The sequence below is a fragment of the Weissella cibaria KACC 11862 genome, from assembly GCF_000193635.1.
In the GTDB taxonomy this organism is placed as follows: domain Bacteria; phylum Bacillota; class Bacilli; order Lactobacillales; family Lactobacillaceae; genus Weissella; species Weissella cibaria.
The window spans coordinates 1-14,729 of the sequence record NZ_AEKT01000018.1; the positions used below are offsets into that span (position 1 = coordinate 1).

General features: G+C 41.5%; 19 protein-coding genes. 4 read left to right on the forward strand and 15 right to left on the reverse strand.

Translation table 11 applies throughout. The features are described 5' to 3' along the window. Nucleotides 1–36: 36 nt before the first annotated feature. Both ESE_RS0103140 and ESE_RS0103145 read right to left on the reverse strand, forming a co-directional pair. Complete coding sequence (locus ESE_RS0103140) at nucleotides 37–816, reverse strand: ABC transporter permease (protein ID WP_010371094.1); 780 nt, start codon at nucleotides 814–816, stop codon at nucleotides 37–39. Nucleotides 817–833: 17 nt separating this feature from the next. Continuing rightward, nucleotides 834–1,769: an ATP-binding cassette domain-containing protein gene (locus tag ESE_RS0103145; protein WP_010371097.1), complete on the reverse strand. Its 936-nt coding sequence runs from the start codon at nucleotides 1,767–1,769 to the stop codon at nucleotides 834–836. Nucleotides 1,770–1,944: 175 nt separating this feature from the next. On the opposite strand from ESE_RS0103145, the gene ESE_RS0103150 reads away from it, so the two are divergent. Continuing rightward, nucleotides 1,945–2,454 (forward strand): MarR family winged helix-turn-helix transcriptional regulator, encoded by a 510-nt coding sequence (locus ESE_RS0103150; RefSeq protein WP_010371101.1) that lies wholly within the window; start codon nucleotides 1,945–1,947, stop codon nucleotides 2,452–2,454. A 171-nt stretch (nucleotides 2,455–2,625) separates the two neighbouring features. Further along, nucleotides 2,626–2,838 (forward strand): helix-turn-helix transcriptional regulator, encoded by a 213-nt coding sequence (locus ESE_RS0103155; RefSeq protein ID WP_010371102.1) that lies wholly within the window; start codon nucleotides 2,626–2,628, stop codon nucleotides 2,836–2,838. Between the two features lie 494 nt (nucleotides 2,839–3,332). Here ESE_RS0103155 and ESE_RS0103165 read toward each other — a convergent pair whose 3' ends face one another. From ESE_RS0103165 to ESE_RS11360, 8 genes are all read right to left on the reverse strand, one after another. Further along, nucleotides 3,333–3,923, reverse strand: a complete 591-nt coding sequence (locus tag ESE_RS0103165) for an isochorismatase family protein (protein WP_010371107.1) — start codon at nucleotides 3,921–3,923, stop codon at nucleotides 3,333–3,335. Nucleotides 3,924–4,018: 95 nt separating this feature from the next. After that, nucleotides 4,019–4,333, reverse strand: a complete 315-nt coding sequence (locus ESE_RS0103170; RefSeq protein WP_010371110.1) for a hypothetical protein — start codon at nucleotides 4,331–4,333, stop codon at nucleotides 4,019–4,021. A 160-nt stretch (nucleotides 4,334–4,493) separates the two neighbouring features. Then, nucleotides 4,494–4,757 carry a hypothetical protein gene (locus ESE_RS0103175; protein ID WP_010371112.1) on the reverse strand — a complete coding sequence of 88 codons (264 nt, stop codon included), beginning with the start codon at nucleotides 4,755–4,757 and terminating at the stop codon, nucleotides 4,494–4,496. Nucleotides 4,758–4,768: 11 nt separating this feature from the next. After that, entirely contained in the window at nucleotides 4,769–5,038 is a 270-nt protein-coding gene (locus tag ESE_RS0103180) for a type II toxin-antitoxin system YoeB family toxin (RefSeq protein WP_010371114.1), read from the reverse strand. A 9-nt stretch (nucleotides 5,039–5,047) separates the two neighbouring features. Then, nucleotides 5,048–5,317: a hypothetical protein gene (locus ESE_RS0103185; protein ID WP_010371116.1), complete on the reverse strand. Its 270-nt coding sequence runs from the start codon at nucleotides 5,315–5,317 to the stop codon at nucleotides 5,048–5,050. A 156-nt stretch (nucleotides 5,318–5,473) separates the two neighbouring features. Continuing rightward, nucleotides 5,474–6,376 (reverse strand): FRG domain-containing protein, encoded by a 903-nt coding sequence (locus ESE_RS0103190; protein WP_010371117.1) that lies wholly within the window; start codon nucleotides 6,374–6,376, stop codon nucleotides 5,474–5,476. Beyond that, nucleotides 6,360–8,006 carry a hypothetical protein gene (locus ESE_RS0103195; protein WP_010371119.1) on the reverse strand — a complete coding sequence of 549 codons (1,647 nt, stop codon included), beginning with the start codon at nucleotides 8,004–8,006 and terminating at the stop codon, nucleotides 6,360–6,362. Before ESE_RS0103195 ends, ESE_RS0103190 begins: the two co-directional genes overlap by 17 nt. Then, on the reverse strand, nucleotides 8,006–9,217 hold the full coding sequence (locus tag ESE_RS11360) for a hypothetical protein (protein WP_010371122.1): 1,212 nt from the start codon (nucleotides 9,215–9,217) through the stop codon (nucleotides 8,006–8,008). Before ESE_RS11360 ends, ESE_RS0103195 begins: the two co-directional genes overlap by 1 nt. Before the next feature lie 175 nt (nucleotides 9,218–9,392). On the opposite strand from ESE_RS11360, the gene ESE_RS0103205 reads away from it, so the two are divergent. Beyond that, a complete protein-coding gene (locus tag ESE_RS0103205; protein ID WP_010371124.1) occupies nucleotides 9,393–10,361 on the forward strand; it encodes a helix-turn-helix transcriptional regulator in 969 nt (322 codons plus the stop codon). A 49-nt stretch (nucleotides 10,362–10,410) separates the two neighbouring features. Here ESE_RS0103205 and ESE_RS0103210 read toward each other — a convergent pair whose 3' ends face one another. From ESE_RS0103210 to ESE_RS0103220, 3 genes are all read right to left on the reverse strand, one after another. Beyond that, a complete protein-coding gene (locus ESE_RS0103210; RefSeq protein WP_010371127.1) occupies nucleotides 10,411–10,827 on the reverse strand; it encodes a hypothetical protein in 417 nt (138 codons plus the stop codon). Between the two features lie 64 nt (nucleotides 10,828–10,891). After that, a complete protein-coding gene (locus tag ESE_RS0103215) occupies nucleotides 10,892–11,362 on the reverse strand; it encodes a hypothetical protein (RefSeq protein WP_010371128.1) in 471 nt (156 codons plus the stop codon). A 155-nt stretch (nucleotides 11,363–11,517) separates the two neighbouring features. Continuing rightward, nucleotides 11,518–11,880, reverse strand: coding sequence for a hypothetical protein (locus ESE_RS0103220; RefSeq protein ID WP_010371130.1), 363 nt, complete (start codon nucleotides 11,878–11,880; stop codon nucleotides 11,518–11,520). A gap of 272 nt (nucleotides 11,881–12,152) precedes the next feature. Here ESE_RS0103220 and ESE_RS0103225 point away from each other — a divergent pair, with 272 nt between their 5' ends. Beyond that, nucleotides 12,153–12,656, forward strand: a complete 504-nt coding sequence (locus tag ESE_RS0103225; protein ID WP_010371133.1) for a YbhB/YbcL family Raf kinase inhibitor-like protein — start codon at nucleotides 12,153–12,155, stop codon at nucleotides 12,654–12,656. Nucleotides 12,657–12,707: 51 nt separating this feature from the next. On the opposite strand, the gene ESE_RS0103230 is transcribed toward ESE_RS0103225, so the two are convergent. Then, nucleotides 12,708–14,111, reverse strand: a complete 1,404-nt coding sequence (locus ESE_RS0103230; RefSeq protein WP_010371136.1) for an MDR family MFS transporter — start codon at nucleotides 14,109–14,111, stop codon at nucleotides 12,708–12,710. A gap of 147 nt (nucleotides 14,112–14,258) precedes the next feature. Next, a complete protein-coding gene (locus ESE_RS0103235) occupies nucleotides 14,259–14,720 on the reverse strand; it encodes a MarR family winged helix-turn-helix transcriptional regulator (protein WP_010371139.1) in 462 nt (153 codons plus the stop codon). Nucleotides 14,721–14,729: the final 9 nt, after the last annotated feature.

Below are 14,729 nucleotides of genomic sequence, written 5' to 3' on the forward strand. Positions count from 1 at the left end.
GGCTTCCGACAGATAATCGTCGGAAGCCGTTTTTACTTAGTTTTTGTGATTGTAAACATAAACGGTCAATGGTGCAAAGATTGCAACCACCAGTACGCCAGCTCCTAAGACTATCCAAGCTTGTGTTGGCCAAGCCCCGTGGTTAAGCATCATGCGTGAAGCTTGAATAACATATGAGACGGGATTGATGTTTACCAAAATTTGCATCGCATGTGGCAACGTCTTAACTGGCACAAATGCACTTGATAGGAACGTCAACAACAACATCGTAATCAATGACACACTTTCCACCATTGTTGAACTCTTAGCCAACATGCCGTATAGCGCGAAAATCCAGCTCAACGCCCACCCTAAGAAGACATCTAGCACCACGACAACAATGACCCAGCCAAAGCCAGCAGCAGGTCGCCACCCCATCAAGAAACCAGTCGTTAATGACGCAACGGCCGCAATGAACAAGCGCAAAATATCAGCGAGTAGTTGTCCAGCTAATGGTGCGATATGTGCAATTGGTAATGACTTCAAGCGGTCATAAATACCTGAATTCAAATCATCGCTAATCTGGGTACCTGAACCCGCTGCCGCTGAAATCAACGCCTGCATCAGAATACCAGGCACAATCGTTGGCAAATAAGCGTGTACGTTACCGGCAATCGCCCCACCAAACAAGAAACCAAACATCAACATAAACATCACCGGTTGCACGATGACGTCCAAAAATTTGTCTGGGTTGTGGAGCGTCTTCAATAAGTTACGATATGCCATCGTCGCAATATTTGCAAATACATTCGTCTTGTGTGGTTGTACATCCATCATGATTTTTGCCTCTTCTCTTAATTCTTACCAACCGTCAATGCAAAGAACACGTCATCCATTGATGGCTGTTCAACTGACATGTTTGTCATCGTCACGCCCGCTGCCGTAATGGCTTGGAGGACCCCCGCAACGGTATTAATATCATCAATTGCCACTTCAACAACATTACGGGTTACTTGCGGTGTTGCCGGTAAAGTGTTCGCCATCACACCACGCGCTTGTTCTGCTTGTGCATCGTCTACCACTTCAACGCGTAACTTAGCACCACCAACTTGTGCCTTCAATTCAGCCGGTGTCCCGATACTAACCAACTTACCGTGGTCAATCACCGCAATACGATCAGCCAACTCGTCCGCCTCTTCCAGGTATTGCGTCGTCAACACGATGGTTGAACCAGCCGCAACTAATTGTCGAATGGTAGCCCACATCTGCGTACGTGTACGTGGGTCCAAACCAGTCGTTGGTTCATCTAGGAAAATTAAAGCGGGACGTGTAATTAAACTAACTGCCAAATCCAAACGTCGACGCATCCCACCTGAAAAGTTTGAAATTGCTTTATCAGCTGAATTTACTAGTGAAAATTCTTCCAGCAATTCAGCCGTCCGAGCTTTCGCTTCCTGGCGTGACAAACCATTCAAGCGTGAAAAAATCATCAGGTTCTCGCGAGCAGAAATATCTTCATCAACCGATGCATACTGGCCAGTTAAGCCAAATAATGAGCGTACCGTTTGTGATTCTGTCTTCACGTCGTGACCAAAAATTTTAATGTCGCCACTTGTTGGTTGGAGTAACGTCGTCATCATACGCAACGTGGTCGTCTTGCCGGCTCCGTTGGGTCCTAATAAGCCAAATACCTCGCCACGCTTAATGTTGAATGATACTTGATCAACCGCCGTTTGTTGACCAAACGTCTTCGTTAATCCGTTAATTTCTACTGCATATTCTTCAGTCATGATAATGCCTTCTTGTTTTTAAAATTAATTATCAGGGTACCTGACGAAAATAATAATAAGGGTACCTGATTAAATTGTCAACAACTTTGTTCAGGTACCCTGTCTATTTATCGTTTATTAAGCATTGAAAGCCTGTTATACTGGCTATAACAGAAAATAAAGGACGGCGAACATCATGGCTGATTTAATTGAAAAACACCAATTGGCGGCAAAATTATTTGAATTTACTTCATTGCAGCACTTAGCTGATGAACAAGTGGAACGTCACTCGCCTGTTTTTCGTGGCCAAAACAAAGTCCTTGTCGCATTAAGCGAAGGTGATAATATTTCGCAAAAAGAGCTTGCAGAACGCCTTGAAATGAGTGTTCAATCAACTGCTGAATTTGTTACCAAGCTAGTGAAAAAGGATTTTGTGACGAAAACAAAATCACCAACTGACGGTCGCATTCAATTAATTAAATTAACTGAAAAAGGGCGTCGTGAAGCTGAAAAAAGCTTATTTTACATTCCTGAATATTTGGATTATCTTGACCCTGAGGATTGGACACAGCTAGCAGCGATGCTAGATAAAATGAACGACGGCATTCGTGATCATTTGAAGATTGATGGTATCCAAAACTTGGGTACTCGGATTATGTTGAGCCAGTTGGATCGTAAGACTGAAATTGATAATAATGAAAAATAGCAAAAACCGCGTTGGAAAATTATCCAACGCGGTTTTCTGTTTATAACTATATCTTATTAACTACTTGGCGATTATTGCCGATTTCTCGACAAAATGACAGATATATATTACATAAAGCAAACTATATGTTACACTCTTGTTAGTTATAAACGTAACGGAAGAGGAATGGCCATGAATAACTCTGTACGTAAATACAGAACATTAAAGGGATTAACCCAAAAAGAGCTCGCTAACGCAATTGGAGTAACGCGCCAAACAATCGCTCTGATTGAAAAAGGGACCTATAACCCTACTATGAAACTCGCAATTGCGATAGCAACACAACTAGATACAGACTTAAATTCACTTTTTTTGAGGCAAGATACAGATGAAACCAACTACTGATGAGAGAATTATCCAGAAAGACAATGAAGTTGTTACGCGATCATTTGTATTTTTAGTTCTACTACTTATACTATTTCTAGTGTCTGCGCATTTTTTTAAATCCGTACATGACAATCCTGAAATAACAATATTCACAATATTGATTGCGACGTTGTTCTATTCATTAATCGACTTCTTCATTTCAAAAACTTTATTTGCTGATGTACAAGATACAAAGGATTTAAAATTGAAGTTAAAATCACTGACATTCGATATCATCGTCTTCAATATTGTTTTAATCGGTCTATCTATGTTTCATGCAATCGATTTGAAGTTTAGTGGACTATTCCTTATCGCACTTCTCGTAATGGATATCGTACTTTTTATACTAGGATTTATCATTCTAAAACTATGGCTTGTTTTTACTGAGTAAACCACCGCAAAATAAGGCGCAATTCTGTCACTTTGGAAAGAATTGCGCCTTTTAACTGCATTCAAAAAATTATTTTTTAATCCTACTTAGCAACTTCAATCGCTGCCAGCACTTCTGCTATCGTACGTACCTTACCCAAACGAGGAAAAATGACTTCGACGGATGCGTTGTGACCTTGATCTGTGCGATCAGTCATTGCTTCTGGAACAAAGACCAAGTTATACCCATGTTGTGCCGCCTCACGGGCTGTTGTATCCACCCCAATTGACGTTGCAATTCCCGTCAAGATAATTGTATCGATACCCCGTCGACGCAATTGCACATCTAAATCCGTGCCATAAAATGCGCCCCAATTATGCTTGTTTACGACCGTTACATTAGTCGCCGTCTCATCAGCGGCAATATCCATTGCTAACCGTGTCGCTGCATCTGGTAATGGCTTTGCGACCTGATGTGGTGCATCTGTCACTGGATTCATACCTTCAGTACCATCATTCTTTACTCGCACAAGAACAATTTGGGCGGGCGTATTTTTCAACGCTGCCGCTAATTCATTGTTCCGTGCAATCACTGTTTCACCGTCATTAGGCGTCGTGACCCCGTTACGAATAATGCCATCTTGCACGTCAATTACGACCAATGCCGTACGCGCTAGATCAAAATCTAAAGCCATCTCACATACCTCTTCGTTCTTCGTATTAGTAATTTTCAGTGTATCACTTTACGAAGCGACATCACAAATGAAGATATTGTTTCACGTGAAACACACTAATAAGCAAACCAAACATAGCCTGGTTTCAAGATATGCTGACCACTTATTAATGGCTGGCCTTCATTCGGCACTTCAGAAATTACCAGATGATAAGCTACTGCTGGTTTATTCGTTGTGTACAGCGTTGGTAACATTAACTTAAATGTCCCCGACTTAATCTTAGCAACCATTTCGTCAAAATCATTATCTAACTCCCAGTCCGGCAACGTATGCTGTTGGCGCCCATCCGAGAATCGTAGGCCTTCTTCCAATAGGACAATGTCATTAATATCATCGATTGAAATATCCATTTCTAAGTCAGCTTGTAGCATTTGCTCCAGTTCTGATTTATTAGCTACAAAAACTTCAACTTACTCGCCAACTGTTCATAATTTGAGTGACCCTTTAACGTTAGTTTAGTTACAACGTCCATTGCTTAAATCTCCTTTTCTATTTCAACTAGTATCAAAATTATAAAATTCCACCGCGACATTATTTGTCGTTATTATCCTGACTATTTAAATCGGATTCCGTTAGCTTTTCATACGCCTCCAGTATGAAACCAAATGACATCATTAATACAAACATGAATGCCATCCCCAAAATGAATGTCTTTAACTCATGAGACTGGCCTAACAACGCCGCTTGCCTCATGAATCGCCAAATATAAGCACCAAAAAGCAGATTCAACAACAGCGCGATGCTTGCTTTTTGATAGAAAACAACTCTATCTTGCCAACTATTATTTTTAAACATATTCCTCACCTTTACGCACCAACATAATGACCCCAAACTGATAACACTTCAATCATATGATCGGCTGGAAACACCTGGTATACCACCCGATGTTGAACGTTCAACCGTCGTGAAAAAACTCTACTTTTACGGCCCGCAAATACCTTTAATTTTTCTGCGTCAGCCATTGGTTCTTCCTTAATATCGTCCAGTACGTTATTTAATTTTTCTGAAAAACCTGCTTTTTGCAATTGTTTCAAAGATTTCTTAGCCAACGTTGTGCCTAGTTTAATTGTGTACATTTTCCATTCTCACTTTCGCATCTCAGCTTCAATCTGGAGTAGTTTTACCCGATATTGAAATCTCAGAATGACAACTACTCCTGCAACAAATTCTGTCAGGCCGAAGAATTTCCAAGCAAGTATCAGAACTACCCGCAACACTTGTTCATGCGGATACATCCCCATCCAACGAAACATTAATAACACCAAAAATGTCGTTCCGTATATCACAATTAACTCTCTTAAAATCATGGTTACCGAAAGTTGCAACCAACGTTGTTTATATTCTTGTCGCGTCATTTTATTGATTCTCCGTCATATCTCATTCGATATGCTCATCATAATGAAATGACGCGACATTATTTGTCGTAAATAAAAACAGCGTCCAAATGTATGGACGCTGTTTCTGAATGCAGCTATTCTTGTGTTTAATTTACTAATATATATATCAGAACATCAAAATTTCTCTGGATAAATCATATACACAGACTTGCCACTTATACTTAATTGCCGCTTAAGTTGTTCATCTGTATTTATGTCCCCATCAATATTCACCTTAATAAGTGATATTCTATTCTCATCAAAATTGAATGAGTCGGTTTGAATATCGTCTAACGTAAGTACATTTTCCCGCGAAAATTCATTCACCATGTTATCGACGTCGCCACTAGTTAAAAATGATCCGGATTGAGCTATCAATCTTTGATGAATATTATTCGCTTTCACTGCATATGTGGTTAACAAATCAGACGGAACAATTTCGGGTTCAAAATTTCGTACATATTTTCTAACTTCATGAAGTAATCGATGTACTGATTTGTGCTTCTTAGTCTTAAAAACATGTTGTCTATTAAATCTTCTCGTCGAGATTAGTGTTTGCTTTGCTAATGTCAACAAATTTTTTCTATCACTATCATCTAAGGCTGCCATCGCAGTAACTATTTCAATGGCATCACTATTATTTGTCTTCACCCTAGAACTCGGTACAATAATCCAGTACATAGCTCGATTATTATCGTTCTCCTTTTGCCCGTCTAGTGCAAAAAACAAAGCGACCAAAATATCCTCTGTAATATCAATTAAACGTGTAGGAATTCCGTAGTGTTGCATCACGCTTAGATGGCCCAAATGATTTTGTGATTGACTAAATAACTCTGGATGCTTTTGAAGCGCCCTTTCATATTCTTCATTTTCAATCAATTTGTTTTTTTGTATGCGTGATATAGCTGGTCGAATATCCCACTCTGAGTTACGTTGGCCTCGATAATACACTTCAAGTCCATTTGCCCTATCAACGGCAGCCATAATCTCATCATTAATGTCATAAAGATCTTGTAAGGATTTAATCTTCCGAATCATACATATTCTCCATGCTCAAAAGTTCGCTATTCTTAACATAATTCATAACTCCCATAAGTTTCTGATCATCAAAATCATGAAGAACATCATTTATGATTACCTCTACATCTCCTGTAGACAACACTGCATTTACATGGAAGTTATCAGACGAGAAGATTCCCCCATAAGATTCTGTATAAGAAAATGATTGAATATCGTCCCACAAAATTTTCCGTTCGTCGATTTTATAAGGATAAAACTCCGAAGGTTCTTGCTCTTTAAGAAGGTACACCCCTGCCGTTCTTATATCCGTGCCCCCACGACTCTCCCAAATGACAACTTTGCCTTTATTAGCAATTGAATATTTCCCAATCCAAGTAGAATCACCTTCAGTTGAATTTTCAAAACCAGCCCCGCCATGACTCCAAATAGTCTGACTTTTTAAGAAACCAACTAAATCAAATTGGTGCAAACTGACTTCATCTTTTAACGCAGAATCAAACATCCCCTTCAATTCATAATTTTCGTCAGCCAAAAATACAGGTCCATTCTTAACATTTGCATGCAAAATACCAAATAATACGTCAACAGCTAACCCATTAGATGCCTTAAAATCAGGATACATATATGTCTCAAGTGTTCCATCTATCATCTTTAAAGTGATTGTATGCTCATTGTTTTGCGCCTTGTATATGTAAGCAACATTATCAAACGGAATTTTTGTAACAACGCCCCCCTCGACATATAAAACTAGCTCCGATAGTGTAATCGCCATACCAAAGCTACCCATATATGATGCCTGCATTACCACATCATCAAGTTCCGTGCCGTTAGTAACGTTGACCGTCTCCCCATTATAATCAAAGCGCTGGTAATTCCAGCCTTCCATTTCCCATCCATTTATTCCAAATGAATATTCGTTCCAAAATTCCTCAAATTTATCCAGAAAAAATCCTAATCGTTGTTCTCTATCCGGCCAACTTTGTGATGCTTTCTTTTCAGATTCAACCTTATCATTTTCTTCTTTTTCAACAAGCGCTGCCTCATAAGGTAGCACAATCGCATCACTCCCCATTGTCGCAACCTTAGCGTTAAGTCGATCAACAACCGCCACCTTGTCTCGCTTATTAAGATTAAAACTGTCAAACAAGTCTTCATATTGGTTATCAGAAAGGAATGATAGTTCTCCTGACCTGAGATAAAGATACTCGATTACGGCAGTATAGATAGCCCGAGACTCCTCTCGATCATCAATGTTTATAACTTTTGTTACATCAATAGTTTGTGGCGACTTTTCAATCTTTAAATACGCCGTCAAAGCCCGCAAGTAGTGCTTCTGCGCTTCGCTAGTTTGAACCATTTGGCCCAATGAATATAACATAGAAATCATAAACCATTTAGTGTCTTCGTTTAAATCCTCTCGAATATCTAATTCATCCACCAAATCAAATAATTTTTCACGCGCGTCTGATTCCAACATATCATGAATTGAATTAACATCGCCTTGGAGATTATCGATACCTGTTTTTAAATTATCAGAGACGTTTCCGATAGCCTTATCGACTTCATCAAACTTTTGACTGGCAACCTCTGCTGCGTCAGCCATCCCACGCTTATATTCTTTCTTTTTTCCAAACCCAAACAAACCCATTACTCATTTTCTCCTTCGTAATACACTTCAATATTTCTCTTTGGAATTTCTAACTTTTCACCTAACACTTCATCAGCCCAACCGTTTTTAAGGAACTCTTCCTTAACTTGACTGATGAACTTCGCATCTGAAAAGAGTCTGACAATCGTGACTAATAATCCTCCTATATCCAACTTATTCACCGCGACACCTGCTGTAGTCGGATTTGAAGCAAGTATCGCGACGTACACAACATTGCTTAACGATGCAATTGTATTTGAATAACTCAAAATTTTACGTGTTTTAACTTCAAAGAGTTTAATATCGCCGTCTTTTGATTCATCATACGTCAGCCGATGAATCATCCCTATTAACGCATTAATAGCTAATGATAACGAAGCTTGTCGACCAACAGTCAACACATTTGCCATATTCAAACCATAATCAGACAGTGTTTGTGCAAATTGTGGACTAGCGACAGCCAATCCGGGTAAGGCCAAGCTTTTTTTCGAATTAATATCACTTTTTAAGTGCATGCCTTCCATTAGCAGAGCTGCCGCCAGAATAGGTAATTTGTTGGGATTTCTAAACGGATCAATCAATCCATGTTCGATTACAAGTCGCGTTTGTGCATTTTCAGAAAAAAAGTCGCCTTTACCAGACACTCCAAATTGCCCATATCGCACATGATATGAGTGGAAATTAGCTAACGTAACCGTTCTAGTGGCGATATTAGCGGTACCAAATATCCAACCCAACAAAGGATCATGTCCCAGCGTTGCAAACCGGTGTCCATTCCCACCACCAAGATTTTCCCCAAATAACTTTGAACTGTTCTGCGTATCAAAAGGGACCGGATTATTTAAAATTTCTTCTACTGAACTTTGATAATAGCCACTGCCACGTAAATCCCGATTATAAGAATGACTTCCTGCAGCTGCTTGATCATTAGGCCGGCTACTTTGCGTAAAATTATTAGGGATTGCATACTGCCTAACCACTTGCAGTGCCACAGCCGTCATCAAGAAGCTCATATCTTTTTTGTTAAGTTTTGTCTTTTGACTAAATTCACGATCTAATCGATTTAATATTTGATCAGTGTCTTTAAGAACTGATGAGACACGTTGCACCTCATTTTGAACTAAGCTTAAATCGTTCACTGAGTCTTGCAAAAAATCAAACGTTCGATCTGACTTCTTTTTCATAGCTTTGATTTTATTTAATCTATTCATTTTCTCTCTCCAAAAAACGCCACTATTTTTAGTGGCGCTCGAAACCAAATCATATTATCATTATACTAAAATATAAATTAAGAATTTCAACAATATGTACCGGGTCAAATTCATATAATGGTTAGAATTATGGAATTTTATCCTAAATACGTATCAAAAATAGGATATTCATCCAATGAGCAAAAATAACATCAGTCGACCACTCCATCTCGCCCTAAAATTATTGGCCGGCGAACATATCTTCCCCGAACAATGGGCAATCGAAAATGACGTCAACATCCGATCAGTGCAACGCGACATCAGTAACATTCGCGAATCACTCGATAGCACCCAATACCCAGCTAAATTAACGAGCGATAAGCCATCAAAAAGTGTCTATCTTGAACGCAAAAACACTTTTGACAGCCCCGCAGCACTCACACTGGCAAAGCTTGTTCTCGCCAGTCGCGCGTTTAATAAGGATGAAATGGAACAACTCATAGCCAGCATTCTCGGCATGATGAGCACTGACGAAGCCGATCAAATCCGCACCACATTACGTAATGAACAGATTGCGTATACGCCGGTCTCCCACCATAAAGATTTAATCAACTTAGTCTGGGATATCAGCGGTTATATTGATGCTAAGCAAACAATTGCGTTCACCTATACCAATGCACAGGGTGGGAAGAAGAAATTATTCGGACTCCCCACTGGTTTGCTGTTTGATACGTACTACTTCTATGTCATCATCCACTTTCAAGCAACGGAGCACCACGCTGAACGTGACGCTTACTATCGTCTCGATCGCTTTGATAGCATTGAGCCAGAAAGTCGCCATATTGCTTATCCGTATGGCGAACGTCTCGAAGAAGGCGCTATTCGGCAAACGAACAACCTCATGCAAATCGGCAAGACGATTCAAGTCGAATTCGACTACACTGGGTTAATATCGGCCGCTCTAGATAAGTTCCCCAACGCCAAAATTACACGTGAAGGAACCACAGATATCCCCACTCGAATTCGCATTCCTGCAGTGACTGATGCCGGCTTTAAAATGTGGGCTCTCAGCCAAGGCGCCCGTGTAACCGTGGTCTCACCACCATCGTTACGTGACGCGATGATGCAAGAAATCAATCAAATGCTCACCCAATATCAAAACTAGCGAAACACCCGTCATTCTTGGCGGGTGTTTTTGCTTAGACGTTGTGCCTTTAAATCGTTAACTCCATACGTTGCTTCATGACGCTCGCCAATTTATCCAGAATTTCTTGCACATCTTCGTCATCTTCATAATCATCACGTGCGACAATGTATTCATTACGCAACTCAAACTCTCGACTGACCAATTCTTCAATGCGCACCAACCGGTCTAAAACATTCACCGGTACATCCCCAACCACTTGGCGAATTGCCTTTTCGCGAGCACCAAAAATACCCGCTTCCTTCTGCTCATTCAACTGCTGAACGGTTGGCGTTTCATCAGCAATTAATTCATTGAACATTGGCAACTTGCGTAGTGCAGCCATTTGATCATTACCAAACAACGACCACCCAAGCCCTTGTACCATGGGTTCCGCCTCATATTCACCTAACTTAACCAACTTTTCGACTGCATTATTCTTTGCCATCTTATCTGACCTCTTTCCTCTTGTATAACCACATACTACAAAAATCACGCGACACTATTTGTCGTTAAAAGCGATGTAACCACCATTCTTCAACATCCAGTAACACGCTAACTGGCGTTTGATATGCCGACAGCATAATTTCAGTATCAGCTGTTTTGTCTTGCCATTGTTGTGCCCGTTGGAACGTTTTATCTAAGCTGAAGAAAGACAATACGATTGTTAATGCCGCTGAATTCCCGGCCATAAAGGCCCTTTCATCGTTAAACAACGCACTGTCTGAATCATCAACAATCTGGACAGTCGCACCCGCTGCTTTCAAAACAGATGCGTACGCTGGCATGAATTGTTGTTGGTAACCAACCAACACAATATCCAAACCAGCTAGCGTCTCCTTGGGATGATCAACCATCAATCGTGCCTGGGTTGCCATTGCATCCGTTAAAAATGACGCATAGTCTGTTATCTCAAAACGGTCGCCATCACCAAACGACCCCGTTATTAAATTGCCAACAAATGCTACTGCTTCGGTATCCATAATTATCACCTCGCTTTACTTGATGACATCAGTATAAGCAAGGCACGCGACACTATTTGTCGTTGAAACAAAAAGATCAGACTTATATCTAACAGTCTGATCTTTTTAAAAACTAATCGACATCATCTCAGGCAACTAGACTAGTCAAATCATCTTTAATTGTTAGTTAGCGCTCGTTGTAACTCCTCGACACCAAACGTCTCTTCCAAATAGCGTCGTTGTGCATCAACCTTCCCCTGTAACTCAACCAATTCCTTTAAGGAAGCCGTTAACTCACGTGCTGCCTGTTCAAGCGCCGAGACTTGTGGTGCTTCATCAAACCGGTCAAATGTCCGCCCGTGTGTCGCCACATAATGACCAGCCAATTGGTCACCACGGTGGGCACGTTCCCATAGCTCATTCACCCAACGACTTCGGCTAACGTTGCCGTATAGCCCATGCTTGCCTGTCCCCATCTGGTCAATCGCCATCATCAACTTCACCGTCGTAACTTCACGTACATCACCATTAACTTGCATCTTTTCGATACCGTCCAATAAAAATTTGCATAAAAAAACGACACCCAAAACCAGTAGGTGCCGTTATCATTAGCACCTATCCGTTACCAGTGGAGCACCTTGCATCGCTGTAGGTTGCTGTCGGGTCATCGTGTGGTATCACTCACCGAACTCTTGATAGGTTATCGTATTAATATGTGACTTTAGCTTAATTGAAAATATAATCGGCGTCAACCCGCAATTAACAATTCGTGTGCTACACTTACATCAAAAGACTCTGGAGGACAATGAGTATGAACATCTCTGTTTCCTTTGATGACAACGGTCTGTTGCCAGATAAGTATGCTAAGTTTGCACCCGCTGAATATCGTAAAGAAGACATGCCAGTCGTTAACTTTCCAATTGCGATTACCGATATTCCTGCCGGTGCCCAATCACTAGCAGTTGCTGTTATCGATTATGACGCCATTCCAGTTGGTGGTTTCCCATGGATTCATTGGGTTGCTGCGAACCTTCCGATTAGCGATGTGCCAGAAGATTTAGCAAACGCCGACATCACGTACGTACCAGGTACAAATTCAATGTACAGTGTGAAGAAAGATGGTAATCCTGAAATCACGCAGTCATATGTTGGCCCTATGCCTCCTGACCAGACGCACGATTACACATTGACGGTCTATGCCGTGGATACAACATTCGACTTACAACCTGGCTTTTTCTATAACGAGCTCCGCAAAAATCTAGTTGGTCACGTACTAGCTGAAGCGTCTCTCGAACTGCCAGCCAGAAGCGAATAAATTCCAAAACTAACAGCCCCAAATCTGCATTCATCAGATTTGGGGCTGTTTTTAATGCTTTGCCACGCGATTCGTTAGCATCATCGCTGGCAAAATAATCAATAGTGCAAAGATAGTCGCATAGAGGAAGCCTTCGTGATAAGCACCAACCAGTTGCGTCGTTTGGGTCACGTGATGTGCCGTTACATAACTCGCAATCACCGTTGCTAAAACAGCTGAACCAAAGGCCGAACCAACTTGCTCAAACAGCTTAGATCCCAGTGATGCTTGTGATGAATCAGCACGGTCAATGCCAACGTAAGCATCAGCTTGGATGGCTGATTTAACAGCAGCACCACCGATACCGCGTACAAATACCACGACAGCGATTAACCAATAAGCTGAATGGGCCGTGAAATAGACGAACGGCAATGTGCTAGCCACTGATATTGTGACACCAATTAATACCACCCAGCGGGCACCTAACGTGTCGATCAAGCGACCGATTGTTCCACGTGAAACGAGCATCCCAATGCTCTGTGGAATCAACGCAACAGCTGCCAGGACAACACTTTCACCACGAACGTCTTGGAAATACAGTGGTAGCAAAATCATTGGGCCACTCGTAATGAAACCTACCAAAACATTAGCAATCATCGCGCCTGTGAAATTGCGGTGCTTGAATAAGCGAAGTGGCATCACTGCGGTATTTGGCCTACGTAGCGCATAAACAACATAAGCACCTGCCAAGAGTAAGCCGATTCCAACCAGTCCCATCGTTGTACTGTTCATAAACGTACCAGCTTCACTGGCTTGCACAATGCCGTACACAATCGTTGACGATGCCGCGATTAATAGCGTGACGCCGACACCGTCGAACTTAGCTGCTGGATTCTTAGGTGCAATCACCGGTACCAACTTATGCAACGCCCAGGCCGCAAGCAATACAATGGGCACATTGATGAAGAACATCCAACGCCATGACACATACTGGACAATCAAACCACCAATGATTGGCCCGGCCATCGGTCCCAGTGTCATCGGCAACCCCACAATTGACATCACACGGCCCATTTTATCGCCACCGAAGATATCGACAAGCAGCGTGAACATGACCGGCATTAATAGCCCAGCCGCAAAACCTTGGACCAGCCGAATGCCAATCAGGGCCGAAATTGACCAGGCACTACCGGCTAACAAAGACGCTAAGCCAAAGACAATTTCGGCCCAGAAATAAACTGACTTACCTGAAAAACGATCAAGTAACCAACTTGAAAAAGGAACTGCGGCGCCCATGGCCAAGATAAATCCAGTCACCGTCCATTGCACCATATCTAGCGTCGTATGTAGACTTTGACCGAGTTGATTCACTGCAATATTAACCATTGTTGAATCAAGCATTGGTGCCATTGCACCAAGTACTAGGACCCACGCCATCCGGACAGCCGTGCGGGGGAGTTCTGTTGAATTTGTCATGTATAAAACCTCATTATAATTAGTTCTTAAGTCGTTGACTTAATTTTGTTTCCTCGTCAACAAAATACAAGTTTACACCTTTTTGTTTCCTTGTCAACAAAAAGAACATAAAAAAATAAGTCACGGTCCTCATTAGAACCGTGACTCTTAATCCTTATCTTGTTGTAATCGGTCGTCAAAGTGGTCTATTAGCGTCTGCGCAAAGGCCAGCATTTGGTTTAATTCAGCGTCAGAAAGCGTTGCAAAAATGGCTTCATCCCGCGCATAAATATCATTGTGCAAGGCTTCGTGACGCCGGTTAAGTTCCTCACCGGATTCCGTTAGGCGAAAATAGCGTTCTTTCTTATTAGCTGGCTTTTGAAACGCTACCACCAAGTCCTTCTCAACTAACTTGTTCATCAATTTTGTCACGCCGCCACGCGTCATCCCCGTCGCTTCCGCTAATTCCGTTACATTCGGCTGATCCAATTGTCCAACCAACGCCACGGTTTCCACCTCAGCATGTTTATAATCTTGAAACTGCGTCGTTACCGCACGCCGATTCAATTGCATAAATTTTTCAACAACGTCCATATAGGCCGTCATAAATAACTCTTCTCGATTTGTCATCCCGATTAC

Excerpts from the sequence above, each read along its gene's own strand:
- ESE_RS0103140 (WP_010371094.1), bottom strand. The coding sequence starts at position 816 with ATGATGGATGTACAACCACACAAGACGAATGTATTTGCAAATATTGCG.
- ESE_RS0103145 (WP_010371097.1), bottom strand. The coding sequence starts at position 1,769 with ATGACTGAAGAATATGCAGTAGAAATTAACGGATTAACGAAGACGTTT.
- ESE_RS0103150 (WP_010371101.1), top strand. The coding sequence starts at position 1,945 with ATGGCTGATTTAATTGAAAAACACCAATTGGCGGCAAAATTATTTGAA.
- ESE_RS0103155 (WP_010371102.1), top strand. The coding sequence starts at position 2,626 with ATGAATAACTCTGTACGTAAATACAGAACATTAAAGGGATTAACCCAA.
- ESE_RS0103165 (WP_010371107.1), bottom strand. The coding sequence starts at position 3,923 with ATGGCTTTAGATTTTGATCTAGCGCGTACGGCATTGGTCGTAATTGAC.
- ESE_RS0103170 (WP_010371110.1), bottom strand. The coding sequence starts at position 4,333 with ATGCTACAAGCTGACTTAGAAATGGATATTTCAATCGATGATATTAAT.
- ESE_RS0103175 (WP_010371112.1), bottom strand. The coding sequence starts at position 4,757 with ATGTTTAAAAATAATAGTTGGCAAGATAGAGTTGTTTTCTATCAAAAA.
- ESE_RS0103180 (WP_010371114.1), bottom strand. The coding sequence starts at position 5,038 with ATGTACACAATTAAACTAGGCACAACGTTGGCTAAGAAATCTTTGAAA.
- ESE_RS0103185 (WP_010371116.1), bottom strand. The coding sequence starts at position 5,317 with ATGACGCGACAAGAATATAAACAACGTTGGTTGCAACTTTCGGTAACC.
- ESE_RS0103190 (WP_010371117.1), bottom strand. The coding sequence starts at position 6,376 with ATGATTCGGAAGATTAAATCCTTACAAGATCTTTATGACATTAATGAT.
- ESE_RS0103195 (WP_010371119.1), bottom strand. The coding sequence starts at position 8,006 with ATGGGTTTGTTTGGGTTTGGAAAAAAGAAAGAATATAAGCGTGGGATG.
- ESE_RS11360 (WP_010371122.1), bottom strand. The coding sequence starts at position 9,217 with ATGAATAGATTAAATAAAATCAAAGCTATGAAAAAGAAGTCAGATCGA.
- ESE_RS0103205 (WP_010371124.1), top strand. The coding sequence starts at position 9,393 with ATGAGCAAAAATAACATCAGTCGACCACTCCATCTCGCCCTAAAATTA.
- ESE_RS0103210 (WP_010371127.1), bottom strand. The coding sequence starts at position 10,827 with ATGGCAAAGAATAATGCAGTCGAAAAGTTGGTTAAGTTAGGTGAATAT.
- ESE_RS0103215 (WP_010371128.1), bottom strand. The coding sequence starts at position 11,362 with ATGGATACCGAAGCAGTAGCATTTGTTGGCAATTTAATAACGGGGTCG.
- ESE_RS0103220 (WP_010371130.1), bottom strand. The coding sequence starts at position 11,880 with ATGCAAGTTAATGGTGATGTACGTGAAGTTACGACGGTGAAGTTGATG.
- ESE_RS0103225 (WP_010371133.1), top strand. The coding sequence starts at position 12,153 with ATGAACATCTCTGTTTCCTTTGATGACAACGGTCTGTTGCCAGATAAG.
- ESE_RS0103230 (WP_010371136.1), bottom strand. The coding sequence starts at position 14,111 with ATGACAAATTCAACAGAACTCCCCCGCACGGCTGTCCGGATGGCGTGG.
- ESE_RS0103235 (WP_010371139.1), bottom strand. The coding sequence starts at position 14,720 with ATGACAAATCGAGAAGAGTTATTTATGACGGCCTATATGGACGTTGTT.